The sequence below is a fragment of the Streptomyces piniterrae genome, from assembly GCF_005048155.1.
GTDB classification, from domain to species: domain Bacteria; phylum Actinomycetota; class Actinomycetes; order Streptomycetales; family Streptomycetaceae; genus Streptomyces; species Streptomyces piniterrae.
The window spans coordinates 125,913-141,314 of the sequence record NZ_SUMB01000018.1; the positions used below are offsets into that span (position 1 = coordinate 125,913).

Sequence of the window (15,402 nt, forward strand, 5' to 3'; positions counted from 1 at the left end):
GACACGAGCCCGGTCACAGCGGAACGCGCAGCACCTCGTCGATGAGATCGGCAGCCTCGTCCGTCGCGGAGCTCCCGGTCTCCGCCAGATGCTCGCGCACCGCCCGCAGCCGGTCCCGCAGCCGATGCGACTCCATGCCTCGGGCCCGCTCGGTCATCTGCGCGGCATTGGCCACCGCCCGGTCCGCATCACCTTGACGCAGCTCGATATGGGTGAGCATGGCCAGCCGGTGGACCCGGCCGCGGTCGTGTGCGGGATTGTCGACGGCGGCGTCCGCCTGCTCCCGTGCGGCCCGCAGATCACCGAGGCTCAGCAGCGCCTCGGCGACCTGGACGTTCACCAGACCGGGCTGGACGTAGTCCGTCTCGGCGGGCTCCAGGCCGGGCCGGATGCGCTCCGCGGCCGCCTCCGCGCGCCGGATGCAGGCCAGCGCGCCGGTGCCGTCGCCGAGCCGGGCGTAGGCCTTGGCCTGCATCGCGTAGAGGTCGGCGGAGAGCGCCGGGGTGATCTGCGGTCCGGCGGCCCGCAGCGCCGCCTCCGCGAAGGCGACCGCCTGGCGGTATTCCCTTACGAAGAGGGACTGGTTGACCAGCAGCGCGATCACATAGGCGCCGAGGCCGCGGTCCCCGCTGGCCTTGGCCAGCCGCAGCGCCTGATGGAAGTAGCGCTGGGCCAGCCCGAGAGCGTCCGAGTCGTACGCGCAGATTCCGGCGACGGCGACCAGCCCGCCGGTGGCCCGGTGGAGCTGACGTCCCGTCGCGTCGCTGTAGCTGCCCCGCAGCAGCGGCGCCGCCTCGGTGTTGAGGAATCCCACGATGCGTGTTCTGGTCGCGATACCACCCGCCTTCCGGTACATCTGCTCGTAGTGCGACCGTGCCGCGCGCAGCATCTCGATGTCGGCCATGCCGACGCGGGTCAGCCCGTCGCGCGAGACGTCACAGTCCTCGGGAGGGTTCTCCCACTCCCATACGGGCATGACGGCCGAGGTGCCGGTGAGCGCGGGCGCGGTAAGGACATGCGGCCGCTGCTGTTCGTCGGACCGCCACAGGGCGGTGGCGCGCTCGACGAAGCCGGAGAGCGGGGTGTCGGGGGCGCGGCGCAGGCCGGGGCGGCTCAGCCCGATGTCGTCGAGTCCGACGGCACGGTGCAGCCGCTGGGCGAGGATCTCGCAGATCAGGTCGGGCACCTGGCCACGCGGTCGCTGGCCCTTCAGCCAGCGGGCCACCGCGGTGTGTTCGTACCGCAGGGCGAGGCCGCGGCGGCGGCCGAGCTGGTTGATGCGCGCGGCGAGCCCGGCGTGCGAGATACCGGCTTCGTCGAGGATCGCGTCGAGCAGGGTGTTGGGCTCCATGCCGGCCTCCCGGTGAGCCGGGCCCGTCCGCGGGCCGGCGGCTCATGGCCTGTGTCGACTTACTGACTCCGTGAGATGCACCGCCCCCGTGAGTTCAGCGTAATGAACGGCGGTTCACACGGGGTGTGAAGGGAGGGCGCGAACGGGCCTGTGCCGTAAGGCGGTTGAGGGAATGGGGTCGGGGCTCGTGGTCGTCGGGCTACTCCGCCCGGCCCGCCTCCACCCGGCCCGTTCCGGCCGTCCGGCCCGGTTCGGCGTGCCGGCCCGGTGACGGCTGGGCGGGCACCCGCAGCCGGTCGTTGCACAGCATCAGCAGCGCGACATCGTCGGTCAGCCGCCCGCCGGCATGCCGCAGCAGCGCCTCCCGTACGTCCCCGACCACCCCGGACGGCGAGGGGCCGAGCCGGGCCGCGGGCGCCTCGACGCTGCTGCGGAGCTCCTGGGTCAGCGGGAAGAACTCCCCCGCCGCGTCCCGGGCGTCGGCCGCGCCGTCGGTGTGCAGGAACAGTCCCTCGCCGGGGCCCAGCCGGCCACAGCAGACCGCGGTCAGGTCGTCGGGCAGCGGGAAGAGCCCGAGCGGCGGCAGCGGTTCCGCGGGGGCGACCGGGTCGACCGCCCGGCCGCCGATGCGGTACGGCCACGGGTGTCCGCAGTTGAGGGCCGTGACGGAGCCGTCCCCGGCGACCTCCAGCAGCAGCACCGTCACAAACTCCTCGGCGAGCGGGCTCAACGGGCCGAAGGCCTCCCCGCCACCGGCCACCGGCTGCTCCGCCCGCTCCCGCAGATGCCGCTGGTGCGAACGCTCCAACCGCCTCAGCACACCGCCCAGTTCGGGCTCGTCGTGAGCCACCTCGCGAAAGCTGCCGAGCACCGCAGCCACCGTGCCTATGGCCTCCAGGCCGTGGCCGCGCACATCGCCGATCAGCGCCCGTACGCCGTGCCGGGTCCCGACGACCTCGTAGAGGTCACCGCCGACCGCGGCGCCCTCGCTGGCGGAGAGGTGGTCGGCGGCCAGCACCACCCCGTCGATACGCGGCGGCAGCGGCCGCAGCACGACCCGCTGCGCGGCGGCGGCGACCTCGCGGGTACGTTCCAGCTCCCGGACCAGCCGCAGCCGCCGGCCGGCCGTCAGATAGCTGGCGCCGATCACCGCGAGGATCGCGCCGCAGGTCATCGCCCGGGTGGCGGCCCCCGCGTCCGGCTCCGCCGCGCCGAGCGGCACCAGCGCGAGCAGCGCGCACACGCCGCCGAGCAGCACGCACTGGCGGCGCCCGGTGCCCGCGCAGGCGATGGCGGGCGCGGCGGCGAGGAGTTGCAGCAGCTGTCCGCTGGTCGGGCGGCACAGTTCCCAGGTCACCACTCCGAGCACCCAGAGGCCGGGCAGGACGAAGACGAAGGCTCTCCGGGCGCGTCCGGCGCCCGCGCGTCGTCCGCCCCTCGCCCAGGTTCGGATCATGCCGATGGCCCCCCTAGCCGGTGGTCCCCCAATGGGGCATTGGGCGGTCGGCCCGGCCCTTCCCGCGGTCAACAGGGCCGTGTCGACCGCAACGATTCTTACGATGTAAGGGTGTCCGAGTCGCTCCGATGCGTGCCTTACCACCCGATTGAGTGATGGCGCATCGGGGGCGACGGTCTCCGGCCCGGGGCCGGCGGCTCATCGGGGGCGCGCCGAAAGGGGTGAGGGCGCGGACGACTCATGTGCCGTCCGCGCCCTCACCCCTCAAACGGGCTCTCCGTACCGGGGCCTAGCCGCGCAGTGCCGCTCCGGTACGCTCCACCGCCGCCGCGACCGCCGCGTCACGGGCGGCCGTGGCGTCCTCGGCGGTCAGCGTGCGGTCGGGTGCGCGGAAACGCAGCGCGTAGGCCAGCGACTTCTTGCCGGCGCCGATCTGCTCGCCGGTGAAGACGTCGAACAGGCGCAGCGATTCGAGGAGTTCACCCGCGCCGTCGCGCAGCGCGCCCTCGACGTCGGCGGCCGGGACCGCGGCGTCGACGATCAGCGCGACGTCCTGGGTGGCGACCGGGAAGGTCGAGATCCGGGGCGCGCGCCGCGGTCCGGTGGCGGCCCGCTCGATGCGGTCCAGGTCGATCTCCATCGCGCAGGTGCGCTCCGGCAGGCCGAGCGTCTTGATGACGCGCGGGTGCAGCTCACCGGCGTTGCCGACGAGCACCTCCTCGCCGTCGACGAGGGCGAGCAGCGCCGCGCACCGGCCCGGGTGGAACGGCGCGTGCTGGTCCTGACGGACGATCAGCTCGACGCCTGCCTCGCGGGCGACCCTACGGCCGGCCTCGATGGCGTCCGCCCAGGTCGCGGGCCGTCCGGCACCCCACCAGCCGGCCTGCTCGCGGGCGCCCGCGAGCACCACGGCGGCACGCTGCGGCTGCTGCGGCAGCGAGGCGTCCAACGAGGCGATCTCGTCGTCGGTCGGCCGGTGGTTGACGACCAGCCGGCTGGCCGGCTTCTCGTCGCCGGTCGCCCGGAACACCGGGCCTGTCTCGAAGAGCGCGAGGTCGTGCGAGCCGCGGCCGTCGTTGCGGCGCAGCGCGTTCAGCAGCCCCGGGATCAGCGTGGTGCGGAGGTCGGGCTCCTCGTCGTTGAGCGGGTTGACGAGGGTGACCGCCGCGCGGCGCGGGTCGTCCGGCTCGATGCCGAGCTGGTCGAGCACATGCGAGCCGGTGAACGGGTAGTTCAGCGCCTCGACATAGCCGGCCCCGGCGAGCGCGCGGCCGACCCTGCGGTGCAGCCGCTGACGCTCGGTCAGGCCGCGCCCGGCCGGCGGCAGCGGGAGGGTGGAGGGCAGGTTCTCGTAGCCCTCCAGCCGGATGACCTCTTCGGCCAGGTCGTTCGGGTCGCTCAGGTCGGGGCGCCAGGACGGCACCGTGACGACCAGTTCGTCCTGCCCGTAGACGTCGCAGCCGACCTGCTGGAGGCGGCGGACGACGGTCTCCCGGCCGTAGCCGACACCGGCGACCTTGTCCGGGTGGTCGGCGGCGAAGGTGATGGTGCGCGGCCCGCGGGGCGAGACGACCTCGGTGACGCCCTCCTCGGCGGTGCCGCCGCCGAGGAGCACCAGCAGGTCGACGGTCCGCTGGGCGGCGGCGGACGCGGCCTCCGGGTCCACCCCGCGCTCGAAGCGCTTGGCGGCCTCCGAGGACAGCTTGTGCCGGCGGGCCGTGCGGGCGATGGCCAGCGCGTCGAAGTGCGCGGCCTCCACCACGATGTCGGTGGTGCCGTGGTGCCGGCCGGTCTCCGGGTCCGCGACCGCCGCCGCGATCTCGGTGTTGGCGCCGCCCATGACACCCGCGAGGCCGATGGGGCCGCGGTTGTCGGTGATGACCAGGTCGGCCGGGTCCAGGACGCGCTTGGTGCCGTCCAGGGTGGTCAGCTTCTCGCCGGCGGTGGCGCGGCGGACGCCGATCGGGCCGTCGACGGAGGTGCGGTCGTAGGCGTGCAGCGGCTGGCCGAGCTCCAGCATCACGTAGTTGGTGATGTCGACGGGCAGCGACACCGCGCGCATCCCGGCCTTCTGCAGCCGTCGCGTCAGCCAGATCGGGGAGCGCGCCTCGGGGTTGAGGCCGGTGACCGTACGGGCCGTGAAGCGGTCGCAGCCGATCGGGTCGGCGACCTCGACCGGGTAGCCGTTGGAGTTCGGCGGCGGCACGTCCAGCAGCGCCGGGTCGCGCAGCGGCAGACCGTAGGCGATGGCGGTCTCACGGGCGACGCCGCGGATCGACAGGCAGTAGCCGCGGTCCGGCGTCACGGCGATGTCCAGCACCTCGTCGACGAGCTGCAGCAGCTCGATGGCGTCGGCGCCGACCTCGTACTCGGGCGGCAGCACGATGATGCCGTGCGAGCCGTCGTCGCCCATCCCGAGCTCGTCGCCGGAGCAGATCATGCCGTGCGACGTCCTGCCGTAGGTCTTCCGCGCGGCGATCTTGAAGTCGCCGGGCAGCACGGCGCCCGGGAGCACCACGACGACCTTGTCGCCGACGGAGAAGTTGCGCGCACCGCAGACGATCTCCTGCGGCTCGCCGGTGCCGTTGGCCTGGCCGACGTCCACCGTGCAGAAGCGGATCGGCTTCTTGAAGCCCTCCAGCTCCTCGATGGTCAGCACCTGGCCGACGACCAGCGGGCCCTTGAGGCCCTCGCCCAGCCGCTCGACGGTCTCGACCTCAAGGCCGACCGCGATGAGCTTTTCCTGTACGTCACGGCCGGATTCCGTCGCCGGCAGGTCGACGTACTCCCGCAGCCAAGAAAGCGGGACCCGCATCAGATCTCCATCCCGAACGGCCGGGTGAACCGGACGTCGCCCTCGAACATGTCGCGCATGTCTTCCACGTTGTGCCGGAACATCAGCATCCGGTCGATGCCGAACCCGAAGGCGAACCCGCTGTACTTCTCGGGGTCGACGCCACAGGCGATGAGCACCTTGGGGTTGACCATTCCGCAGCCGCCCAGCTCGATCCAGCCCTCGCTGGAGCAGGTGCGGCAGGGGCGGTCGGGGTTGCCCACGGACTCGCCACGGCAGACGTAGCAGACCATGTCCATCTCGGCGGACGGCTCGGTGAACGGGAAGTAGTTCGGCCGCAGCCGGGTCTTCATGTCCGGGCCGAACAGCGCCCTGACCATGTGGTCCAGGGTGCCCTTGAGGTCGGCCATGGTCAGGCCCTCGTCGACGGCCAGCAGCTCGATCTGGTGGAAGACCGGGGAGTGCGTCGCGTCCAGCTCGTCGGTGCGGTAGACCCGCCCCGGGCAGACGACGTAGACGGGCGGCTCGCGGTCGACCAGCGTACGGGCCTGGACCGGCGAGGTGTGGGTGCGCAGCACGACGCCGGACTCATCGTCCTTGGCGCCGTTGCCCCGGACGAAGAAGGTGTCCTGCATCTGGCGCGCCGGGTGGTCCGGCACGAAGTTGAGGGCGTCGAAGTTGAACCACTCCGCCTCGACCTCGGGGCCCTCGGCGACTTCGTAGCCCATCGCGACGAAGACGTCGGCGACCCGCTCCATGAAGGTGGTCAGCGGGTGCCGCGCGCCGGCCGGTACCCGGTCGTACGGCAGCGTGACATCCACCGCCTCCTCGACCAGCACGCGGGCGTCGCGCTCCGCCTCCAGCTCTTCCTGGCGGGCCTTGAGCGCCTGGTTCACCCGGCCGCGGGCCTGGCCGACGCGCTTGCCGGCGTCCGCCTTGGCGTGCGGGGGCAGGGCGCCGATCTCCCGGTTGGCGAGCGCGAGCGGCGAGCGGTCGCCGGTGTGCGCGACCTTCACCTCGCGCAGCTCCTCCAGATCGGCCGCGGCGGCGACGGCGGCCAGCGCCTCGTCGGTCCGTCGGGTGATCTCTTCCGGTTTGAGGGCTTCGACCTCGACAGGGTCGTACGACTTATTGGGTGCGGACATCTCTTCCCGTGCTTCCGGTGGACTGGCTTGGCCTGGTTCGCTTCGCCTCGGCTCTTCGATCACAACTCCGGATCCCGAGCCCGCGCAGTGCCCGCGATGCTTGTGCGCCAAAGGTGCCAAAGGTCAAGTCTAAGGGGGACCGGCGCCACGACAGGCGCTCGCCCCTGCTGGGGACGCCCGCCGCTGCTCCCTCAGACCATGAAGGCCGGGGTCGCGACGGGCAGGCTAAATCGGAATTCCGCGCCGCCGGCGGGGGCCCGGCCGACGGTGATCGTGCCGCCGTGCGCCTCGACGATGCCCTTGACGATATAGAGCCCCAGGCCCGTGCCACCGCGCTTGCTGCCCCGCCAGAAGCGGGTGAAGACGCGGCTCATCGATTCCTCCGGGATACCTGGGCCCTCGTCGCTCACGGTGACGGTCGTCCCGGTACATCCCCGCTCGGGCGGGGTGGGCGAGGAGGGCGCGACCTCGATGGTGACAGTTCCCTCTCCGTGACGCACCGCATTTTCCAGCAGGTTGCCCAGGACCTGATCGACCTTGTCGGGATCCGCCCACAGGTCGGGCAGCGGCTCCAGCATCCGGATCAGAAAGCGGTCGGGCTGCTGCCCCGCGGTGGTCTGCGCCTGCACGTGCCGGCGGACCGCGGCGGTCATGTCGACCCGCTGCCGGCGCACCTCCAGTCGCCCGGAGTCGATACGGGAGATGTCGAGGAGCTCGGCGATCAGGCGGGTGACGCGGTTGGCGTCGGCGTCGACGGTCTCCAGCATCAGCCGCTTCTGGTCGTCGGTGAAGCGCTCCCACTTCTGGAGGAGGGTGGCGGTGAAGCCCTTGACGGAGGTCAGCGGGGAGCGGAGTTCATGGGCGACGGTGGCGATCAGCTCGGCGTGGCTGAGCTCCGTACGGCGCCGGGCCTCGGTGCCGCGCAGTGCGACGACCAGCCGGTGCAGAGGGCCGGTGGGCCGGCTGCGGATGTAGCGCGCGGAGACCAGCACCTCCCGGCCGCCGAGCAGCAGATTGCGCTCGGGCTGGCCGCGGCGGATGGCGAGCCCGCCGTACGGGTCGGTGAGCCGCCACCAGCGGCGGCCCTCGATGTCCTGGAGCGGCAGGGCCTGCTCCAGGGGACGGCCGAGGGCGTCCTGGGCGGCGATGTCGGTGATCCTGGCGGCCGCGGCGTTGAAGCAGATCACCCGGCCGTGCTCGTCGGCGACGACCAGGCCGTCGGGAAGATCGTCGGGGTCGAGCCCGATGCCGGTTCCGGGGACGGCACGGGGCGCGTCCGGCCCCGGCCCCGTGGCGGGCGGCGTCCCGTGGCCGGGTCCGCCGGACGGGCAGCTGTCAGCGGCGACTGTGATGCCTGAAGTCCTCACACTCATCCCCGTTACCCCCTCCCGGGCCCCGAGCACGCCACACTACTAGCTCGGGTCGGATGTACCGCCGGGATCCGGGGGACGCCCCTCAGGCGGGTGACGCGGAGCGGCATCCTCCGGTGGTGCGCTGGGCGCGGGCGGAGGCGTAGAGGCAGACCGCCGCGGCCGTCGCCAGGTTCAGGCTCTCGGCCTTGCCGTGGATGGGCACCCGTACGACGGCGTCCGCCAGCGCGCGGGTCTCCTCCGGGAGTCCCCAGGCCTCGTTGCCGAAGACCCAGGCGGTGGGCCCGCCCATGGAGCCGGCGTCCAGCTCGGCGTCCAGGTCGCGGTCGCCGGCGCCGTCCGCGGCGAGGATCCGCACCCCGGCGCCCTGGAGCCCGGACACGACCCGCTCGACCGGTACGCCGACGGCGACCGGGAGGTGGAACAGCGAGCCGACCGAGGCGCGTACCGACTTGGGGTTGTAGAGGTCCACGGAGGCGTCGGTCAGCACCACGGCGTCCGCGCCCGCGGCGTCCGCGCAGCGCAGGACCGTACCGGCGTTCCCGGGGTCGCGGACGTGCGCGAGGACCGCGATCAGCTGGGGGCGGGCGGCGAGGATCTCCTCGAACGGCGAGTCCAGGAACCGGCAGACGCCGAGCAGGCCCTGCGGGGTGACGGTCTGCGAGATGTCGGCGACGGTCCGGTCGTCGGCGAGGTGCACCCGTACGCCGTTGGCCTGGGCGGCCTCGACGATCTCGGCATGGCGCTCGGCCGCCTCGACGGTCGCGAACAGCTCGATGAGCGTGGGCTCGCCGTCGGCGCGGTGCGCGATGGCCTCCCGTACGGCCTGCGGGCCCTCGGCGATGAACCGGCGCTCCTTGCCGCGGAAGGCGCGGCGGGCCAGCCGCCGGGCGGCGGAGACGCGCGGGGATCGCGGGGAGATCAGCTCGGGGGTGCCCATGGGCGGCGGCTCGCTTCTGTGTGTCTCGTGGGCGGTGCTGCAAAAGCGGCGGACCCGCAGGCCGGGGCCTGCGGGTCCGCTTCGCAACGTTCGTCAGGCCGGGGTTCAGGCAGCCTTCGGGGCGTTGACGTCGCTCGGAAGCGCCTTCTGGGCGACCTCGACGAGCGCGGCGAACGCGTTGGCGTCCGTCACCGCGAGGTCGGCCAGGATCTTGCGGTCCACCTCGACGTTGGCGGCCTTCAGACCCTGGATGAAGCGGTTGTACGTCATGCCGTTGGCGCGGGCAGCGGCGTTGATGCGCTGGATCCACAGCTGACGGAAGTCGCCCTTGCGCTTCTTGCGGTCGTTGTAGTTGTAGACGAGGGAGTGGGTGACCTGCTCCTTCGCCTTGCGGTACAGGCGGGAGCGCTGGCCACGGTAGCCGCTGGCCTGCTCGAGGATCGCCCGGCGCTTCTTGTGGGCGTTGACCGCCCGCTTGACGCGTGCCACTTTTTAACTCCTTGTAGCGGGGCCGCGGTTGTCGTCACGCGGCCCGGTTCGATTGGGTCCCGGTCTCGGTCCAGCGCCCCGGCCGTCGGCGGGGCGCCCGGACTCACTTGCCGAGAAGCTTCTTGATCTTCTTGGCGTCGCCCGGGGCCATCTCGGCGTTGCCGCTGAGGCGACGCGTCAGACGGGACGACTTGTGCTCGAGCAGGTGGCGCTTGCCTGCGCGCTCGCGCAGCACCTTGCCGGAGCCAGTGACCTTGAAGCGCTTGCTGGCACCGCTGTGCGTCTTGTTCTTCGGCATGCGCCGTACTCTCCTCGTCAGTGGCGCCCCCACCGGCACGGACCGGCACGCGGGAGCGTCAGATGTATCGGTTGGTGTCCGGGGCGGGTGCCCCGGAGTGATCCGGGGCTCTCGCCCATGAATCACGCCTCGGCGTGCTCCTCGGCAGGCTCCTCCACGGACTGCTCCGCGGGAGCTCCACCCTGGCGCTCCGCCTTGCGGGCGGCCTGCGCCTCACGGGCCTCGGCCATCGCCTCGGTCTTCTTCTTGTGCGGACCGAGGACCATGATCATGTTCCGGCCGTCCTGCTTGGGGTTCGACTCGATGAAGCCGAGCTCCTGGACGTCCTCCGCGAGGCGCTGCAGCAGTCGGAAGCCCAGTTCGGGCCGGGACTGCTCGCGACCACGGAACATGATCGTGATCTTGACCTTGTCACCCTGCTTGAGGAACCGGACGACGTGACCCTTCTTGGTGTCATAGTCGTGCGGGTCGATCTTCGGCCGGAGCTTCATCTCCTTGATGACCGTGTGCGCCTGGTTCTTGCGCGCCTCACGGGCCTTCATGGCCGACTCGTACTTGAACTTTCCGTAGTCCATGAGCTTGCAGACCGGCGGACGGGCGTTCGCCGCCACCTCGACCAGGTCGAGGTCGTACTCCTGCGCAAGCTCCAGGGCCTTGGCAAGCGGCACGATGCCGACCTGCTCGCCACTGGGACCGACGAGTCGCACCTCAGGGACGCGAATCCGGTCGTTGATGCGGGGCTCGGCGCTGATGGATCCTCCTCGGTAGCACCACGCGACGGCCTGGCGGACTGCCGCGTAACGTCTGTTTCGGTGTGACCAACCGCGCCGGTACATGCAAAACGCCCCGGACGGGACACAGGCGGGGCTCCACGTGGATCAGGAGCACCGCCGCGAAATCTCCGCGGGGCGCAGCCAGACCGTTGACCCGCCAACCTGAGGTCGGCCGGGTGGGAGATCGGAGCCTCCACTTGTGGGCCGGTCACATGCGTGTCCGGCCGGTCGGAACACCAGAATACACGAGTCAAGGGGGAGTACCCACTCGTGTGCTGACGCCGGCCGCCGGTACCCCGCCCGCCGCGCGGCCGCCCCGGCCCGGGGAAGCGCGCGTCGGGGCGGGCCATAAGGTGGACACGATCCCCTCAGCAGGAAGTGAAGCCCCAAGACATGAGCGACCAGACCCCGCAGCAGCCGGAACGGCAGTCCGACGCGTCGGAGCCGGCAGACCGGCCGAACGCCGACTTCGACGCCATGACCCGTGATATCGCGGAGGTGCCGGCGGTCGAGGTGATCACCACGGTGGCGGTGCACCTGATGAGCTCGGCGGCGGTCAACCTCGGGCTCGCCGAGGAGGGCGAGGCCCACAAGGACCTGGACGAGGCACGCAAGCTCATCCAGGCGCTGGCCGGACTGGTCACCGCCAGCGCCACGGAGATCGGCTCGTACCACGCCGCGCCGCTGCGCGACGGGCTGAAGTCGCTGCAGCTGGCCTTCCGCGAGGCGTCGCTCGTCCCGGACGAGCCGGGCCAGGGCCCCGGCGAGAAGTTCACCGGGCCGGTGTACGGCTGACCCGGTAGCACCCGCGCGCACGACGAGCCCCGGCCGCCATGGCCGGGGCTCGTCGTGTGTCCGGGCCGGTCAGCCCTCGGCGCCGCTCACCGGGCGGCGCTCCACCCGGGGGCGTTCCGCGGTGGGCGACACGTCGTCGGCGACGATGAGCCGCTCCTGGGGCGGATGGGTGACCTGGTGGACCACGGCGGCCAGGGCACCGCCGATCAGCGGCGCGACGATGAACAGCCAGAGCTGGGTGATGGCAGCGCCGCCCGCGAACAGGGCGGGGCCGATGCTCCGGGCCGGGTTCACGGAGGTGCCGGTCAGGGGGATGCCGATGAGGTGGACGGTGGCCAGCGCGAAGCCGATCGGCAGGCCGTCGAAGCCGATCACCGCGACCTTGTGGGTGACCGCGAGGACGACGAAGACGAACACGAAGGTCATCACGACCTCGGCGAGGAACGCGCCGCCGAGGTTGATGTGCACCGCCGAGCGGTCGCCCCAGCCGTTCGTGCCGAACGCCTCGTCGGTCTTCAGGCCCGGCACCTGCTTGGTGACCAGGAACAGCAGGGCGGCGCCGGCGATGGCGCCCAGCACCTGGCAGATCCAGTACTCGGCGGCCGTACGGAGGGTGATGCGGCGGGCCAGCAGCATGCCGAGCGTGACCGCGGGGTTGATGTGGCAGCCCGAGATCGGGCCGAGGGCGTAGGCAAGGCCCAGCATGGTGAAGCCGAAGGCCAGCGCGATGCCGAAGGTGCCGATGTACTCACCCGCCAGCACTGCCGCGCCGACGGCGAAGAACACCAGGAGCAGCGTGCCGAGGAATTCGGATACGACCGTGCGGGTCTCCGTGGTCTCCAACATGGGGCTCTCCTCGCGTGATCTTGAGGTCTCCTCGAAATTGTGCGGCCGCGGGGACGAACGCGCCCGTTGGCGAGGAGGCCCGGCGGGAGGCCGGATGCCGGTTCGCTGAGGTCAGCGGCTGAAGAGGGGCTCTCCGGGCGTGGCCGCACCGGGTGGGAGAAGGGCCAGGTCCAGGCCGCGTACGAGCCGGCCGCGGAGCACCTCGTCGGTGGCGAGGGCCCGTGCGAGGCGCTGGGCGACCTCGGTGGCGGGGGCGTCGGGGGCGAGGCCGAGGGCGAGGGTGCCGTCGGTCTCGTCGGACGGTGCGAGATGGGCGGTGCGGACGCCGGGCTCGGCGGCGAGCAGGGCGCGCAGCGCTTCGGTGACGGCCGGGTCGGTGAGCGGGTCGGCGCTCGTACGGCCTTCGGCGAGGGCGCGCAGGGCGGGGCCGGCGAGCTGGTAGGTGACCGGTCCCGCCAGGTCGAGGACGAGGGTGTCGGCCTTCTCGTGCGAGGCGGCGAGCAGCGCCTGCCGGAGCGGTACCGCCACCGGGCGGGCGTCCGCGCGCCAGCGGCGCAGGGTGTCCATGGACGTGAAGGCGGGCAGCGCGCGGCGGCCGTCCGGGGCCTGGAGGGTGGGCACGGCCATGTCGCTGGTCTTCTCGCGGCGCAGCCCGTCCGGGCCTGTCTCGGTCTCGCCGAGGAGGGCGACGACGGGTACCAGGAGGCGGGCGCCGGCCAGGGCGGCCAGCAGCCGGGGCTCGGCGGTCCGGTCGGCCCCGTACGCCGCCAGGGCGGCGGCCAGTGCCGGGTCTGCGGAGCCGTCGTCGTCGGAGAAACCGGGGTCCGGGATGTTCTTCTGCGCCACGTCGTGAGCCTATCGGCTCGGATGTGCCGGTCAGTGGCGGGTGGGGCGGCCGCGCCAGAGGAGGAAGGCCGTGGCCATGAGGGCCAGGCCGGCGGCGCCGGCGGTCCAGGGGAGCCAGCCGACGGAGTCCTCGACGGGGGCCTCGTCGGTGGGTCCTGGGCCGAAGTAGCGGTCGGCGTAGGCGACCGGGACCGGCTTCTGGCGGGCCGGCTTGAGGTCGGCGGCGGCCTCGACGGCGGCGCCCGCGTCGACCAGGCCGGCACCGAAGATGTCGTCCCTGCCGCCCTCGGGGCGGTCCTGCGCGGTGTCGGCGAGGAGCCGCTTGATCTGGGCCGGGCTCAGGTCGGGGTACGCGGAGCGGACCAGCGCGACGGTGGCGGAGACGACGGCGGCGGCGGGGCTGGTGCCCCAGCCGTTGTAGTAGGTGGTGCGTTGGGGGTGGGACATCACGACGTGCTCGCCGGGTGCGCAGACCGTCGCGTACCAGTGGCGGGTGGAGAACGTGGTGCGGTTGCCCAGGTGGTCGATGGCGGTGACCGCGATGACGCCCGGGTAGGCGGCGGGGTAGGAGACGTGGTCGCCCTTCTCGCCGTCGTTGCCGGCGGAGGCGACGACGGGGATGCCCTTGCTGAGGGCGTACTGGATGGCGGCGTCCTCGCGCGGCTCGGGGTGCGCGGATTCGCTGTCGTCGCCCAGCGACATGTTGATCACGTCGGCGCCGTGGTCGGCGGCCCAGCGGATGCCGTCGGCGAGCGCGCCGGCCTTCTCGTTGCGGGCCTGCTGGCGCTGCGGGTCGTCGTCTTCGAGGATCACCCTGACGGGCAGGATCCTGGCTTCGGGGGCGATGCCGAGCACTCCGTCCTCGCGCCCGGGGCCATGGCCGTGACCTGCGATGATGCTGGACATTCCGGTGCCGTGCACGGCCCAGGACGGATCGCCCTGCTCGGCTCCGAGACCGACCAGGTCCTTCCCGGTGAGCACCTGGCCCTTGAGGTCGGGGTGGTCGGCGTCCACGCCGGTGTCCAGGACGGCGACGGTGACGCCCGCGCCCTTGGTGGTCTTCCATGCCTGCTGGGCGTGGACGGCTTCCGGGGCCCATTCCTGGATGCGGATGCTGTCGGCCTGTGCGGGCACGGCGGGCAGTACGGCAAGCGCGGCGGAGACCAGCGCGACGGCGGTGCCGCGCAGCAGGGACTTGGTCATGGCGCCTCCTGCGAGGTCTGCGTGGGGCTGCCGGCGGCCTTGCGGAAGGCGGTCTGGACGAGGTCCGCGACGTTCTTGGCGTCGTGGCCGAGGCCGGACTCGCCGGGGGCGGTGGTGGTGCCGGGCCGGGCCGCGGCCTCGGCGGGCTGCGGGTCGGTGACGGTGCGGCCGTCGGCGAAGCCGGAGACGGCGAAGACGACGACGGGGATGTCGGTGAGCACCCGTACGGTCCAGCTCGCCCGCTGGCCGGACCCGAAGTCGGCGGCCGGGGTGCCCTTGGCGGCGTACGGCAGCGGCATCAGGTCCTTGCGGTTGGCCAGGTCCTTGGTGCTGAAGCGGGAGTTGAGGTTCAGCATGGCGGCCGCGTCGCCCTTGGTGACCAGGGCGCCGACCGTGATGAGGCTGGAGTGGGTGGCGTCGACGTAGGTGGCGCGCAGCACGCGGAGGCAGCCGGCCGCGGAGAGCTCCTTGGCCAGCCGGGGGCCGAAGGCTTCCGTGCAGCCGCCCGCGGGGGCGACGGCGACCCTGGTCCAGGTGCGGTCGGCGCCCCCGGGGCCGAGGCCGAGGCCGTGCAGCGTGCGCGGAAAGAGGGTGTCGACGGGGGTGCTGTGCCAGACGTCGCGGCCCTTGGCGAAGGCGGCCTGGGGGCTGGGGTGGGTGTCGGAGTCCTCGGTGAGCCAACTCCCGGCGGCCGCACCGCCGATGAGGCCGATGCCGAGGACGAGGCAGACCGCGGCGGCGGCCACCCGTCCGCTGGGGCGGCGGACGGCGGACGGCCGGCGCGGGGCCGCGGCCGGCATGCCGGGGGCGTACCCGACTCCCTGCTGCGGGAGGGGGGTTCGGGGCCAGGCCGAAGAGGGCGGGCGCTCCGCGGCCGGGGTGGGCGGCTCGCTGCCGGGGACGGCGGACGGAGTCGCGGACGCGGGCTTGCGGGCCTGCTGCTGGGTGCCCTGACCGCCGGCGCCCTCGCTCCAGAGGGCCTGGCTGTTGGCCAGGTGGAAGGCGGCGGTGTCCCGGAAGGAGACGGGGGGCGGGCCGGCGGGTGCGGCCGGCGCGGCCGGGGGCGCGGCGGGCGGCGGGCCGTCGGGTGCGCGGC

Annotated in this window: 14 protein-coding genes; 1 reads left to right on the plus strand and 13 read right to left on the minus strand. The window is 72.9% G+C overall.

Going from position 1 to position 15,402, the window contains the following annotated elements; translation table 11 throughout:
• Positions 1 to 13: 13 nt before the first annotated feature.
• The 9 genes from FCH28_RS36210 to infC all read right to left on the minus strand — a co-directional run bounded on the left by FCH28_RS36210 (position 14) and on the right by infC (position 10,679).
• Positions 14 to 1,351: an NsdA family TPR-like regulatory protein gene (locus FCH28_RS36210; protein WP_136744661.1), complete on the minus strand. Its 1,338-nt coding sequence runs from the start codon at positions 1,349 to 1,351 to the stop codon at positions 14 to 16.
• A gap of 199 nt (positions 1,352 to 1,550) precedes the next feature.
• Positions 1,551 to 2,807 (minus strand): PP2C family protein-serine/threonine phosphatase, encoded by a 1,257-nt coding sequence (locus FCH28_RS36215; RefSeq protein ID WP_136744662.1) that lies wholly within the window; start codon positions 2,805 to 2,807, stop codon positions 1,551 to 1,553.
• A gap of 289 nt (positions 2,808 to 3,096) precedes the next feature.
• Positions 3,097 to 5,622 carry a phenylalanine--tRNA ligase subunit beta gene (gene pheT, locus FCH28_RS36220; RefSeq protein WP_136744663.1) on the minus strand — a complete coding sequence of 842 codons (2,526 nt, stop codon included), beginning with the start codon at positions 5,620 to 5,622 and terminating at the stop codon, positions 3,097 to 3,099.
• Positions 5,622 to 6,746, minus strand: a complete 1,125-nt coding sequence (gene pheS / locus FCH28_RS36225) for a phenylalanine--tRNA ligase subunit alpha (protein WP_136744664.1) — start codon at positions 6,744 to 6,746, stop codon at positions 5,622 to 5,624. The genes pheT and pheS overlap by 1 nt, the downstream gene beginning before the upstream one ends.
• Before the next feature lie 191 nt (positions 6,747 to 6,937).
• Positions 6,938 to 8,119, minus strand: a complete 1,182-nt coding sequence (locus tag FCH28_RS36230; protein WP_136744665.1) for a sensor histidine kinase — start codon at positions 8,117 to 8,119, stop codon at positions 6,938 to 6,940.
• A gap of 82 nt (positions 8,120 to 8,201) precedes the next feature.
• Complete coding sequence (locus FCH28_RS36235; RefSeq protein ID WP_136744666.1) at positions 8,202 to 9,056, minus strand: TrmH family RNA methyltransferase; 855 nt, start codon at positions 9,054 to 9,056, stop codon at positions 8,202 to 8,204.
• Positions 9,057 to 9,161: 105 nt separating this feature from the next.
• Positions 9,162 to 9,545: a 50S ribosomal protein L20 gene (gene rplT, locus FCH28_RS36240; RefSeq protein WP_052857680.1), complete on the minus strand. Its 384-nt coding sequence runs from the start codon at positions 9,543 to 9,545 to the stop codon at positions 9,162 to 9,164.
• Between the two features lie 103 nt (positions 9,546 to 9,648).
• The gene (rpmI, locus tag FCH28_RS36245) at positions 9,649 to 9,843 is read right to left on the minus strand and encodes a 50S ribosomal protein L35 (protein WP_136744667.1); all 195 of its coding nucleotides are present in this window, start codon (positions 9,841 to 9,843) and stop codon (positions 9,649 to 9,651) included.
• A gap of 122 nt (positions 9,844 to 9,965) precedes the next feature.
• The gene (infC, locus tag FCH28_RS36250; protein ID WP_187364007.1) at positions 9,966 to 10,679 is read right to left on the minus strand and encodes a translation initiation factor IF-3; all 714 of its coding nucleotides are present in this window, start codon (positions 10,677 to 10,679) and stop codon (positions 9,966 to 9,968) included.
• A gap of 330 nt (positions 10,680 to 11,009) precedes the next feature.
• Here infC and FCH28_RS36255 point away from each other — a divergent pair, with 330 nt between their 5' ends.
• Complete coding sequence (locus FCH28_RS36255) at positions 11,010 to 11,411, plus strand: DUF1844 domain-containing protein (RefSeq protein WP_136744668.1); 402 nt, start codon at positions 11,010 to 11,012, stop codon at positions 11,409 to 11,411.
• Between the two features lie 69 nt (positions 11,412 to 11,480).
• On the opposite strand, the gene FCH28_RS36260 is transcribed toward FCH28_RS36255, so the two are convergent.
• From FCH28_RS36260 to FCH28_RS36275, 4 genes are all read right to left on the minus strand, one after another.
• Positions 11,481 to 12,257: an MIP family channel protein gene (locus FCH28_RS36260; protein ID WP_136744669.1), complete on the minus strand. Its 777-nt coding sequence runs from the start codon at positions 12,255 to 12,257 to the stop codon at positions 11,481 to 11,483.
• A 111-nt stretch (positions 12,258 to 12,368) separates the two neighbouring features.
• The gene (locus FCH28_RS36265) at positions 12,369 to 13,103 is read right to left on the minus strand and encodes an SseB family protein (protein WP_136744670.1); all 735 of its coding nucleotides are present in this window, start codon (positions 13,101 to 13,103) and stop codon (positions 12,369 to 12,371) included.
• Between the two features lie 30 nt (positions 13,104 to 13,133).
• Complete coding sequence (gene mycP, locus FCH28_RS36270; RefSeq protein WP_136744671.1) at positions 13,134 to 14,306, minus strand: type VII secretion-associated serine protease mycosin; 1,173 nt, start codon at positions 14,304 to 14,306, stop codon at positions 13,134 to 13,136.
• A partial coding sequence (locus tag FCH28_RS36275) for a hypothetical protein (RefSeq protein ID WP_246103491.1) occupies positions 14,303 to 15,402 on the minus strand: 1,100 nt, incomplete at its 5' end. The genes FCH28_RS36275 and mycP, both read right to left, overlap by 4 nt.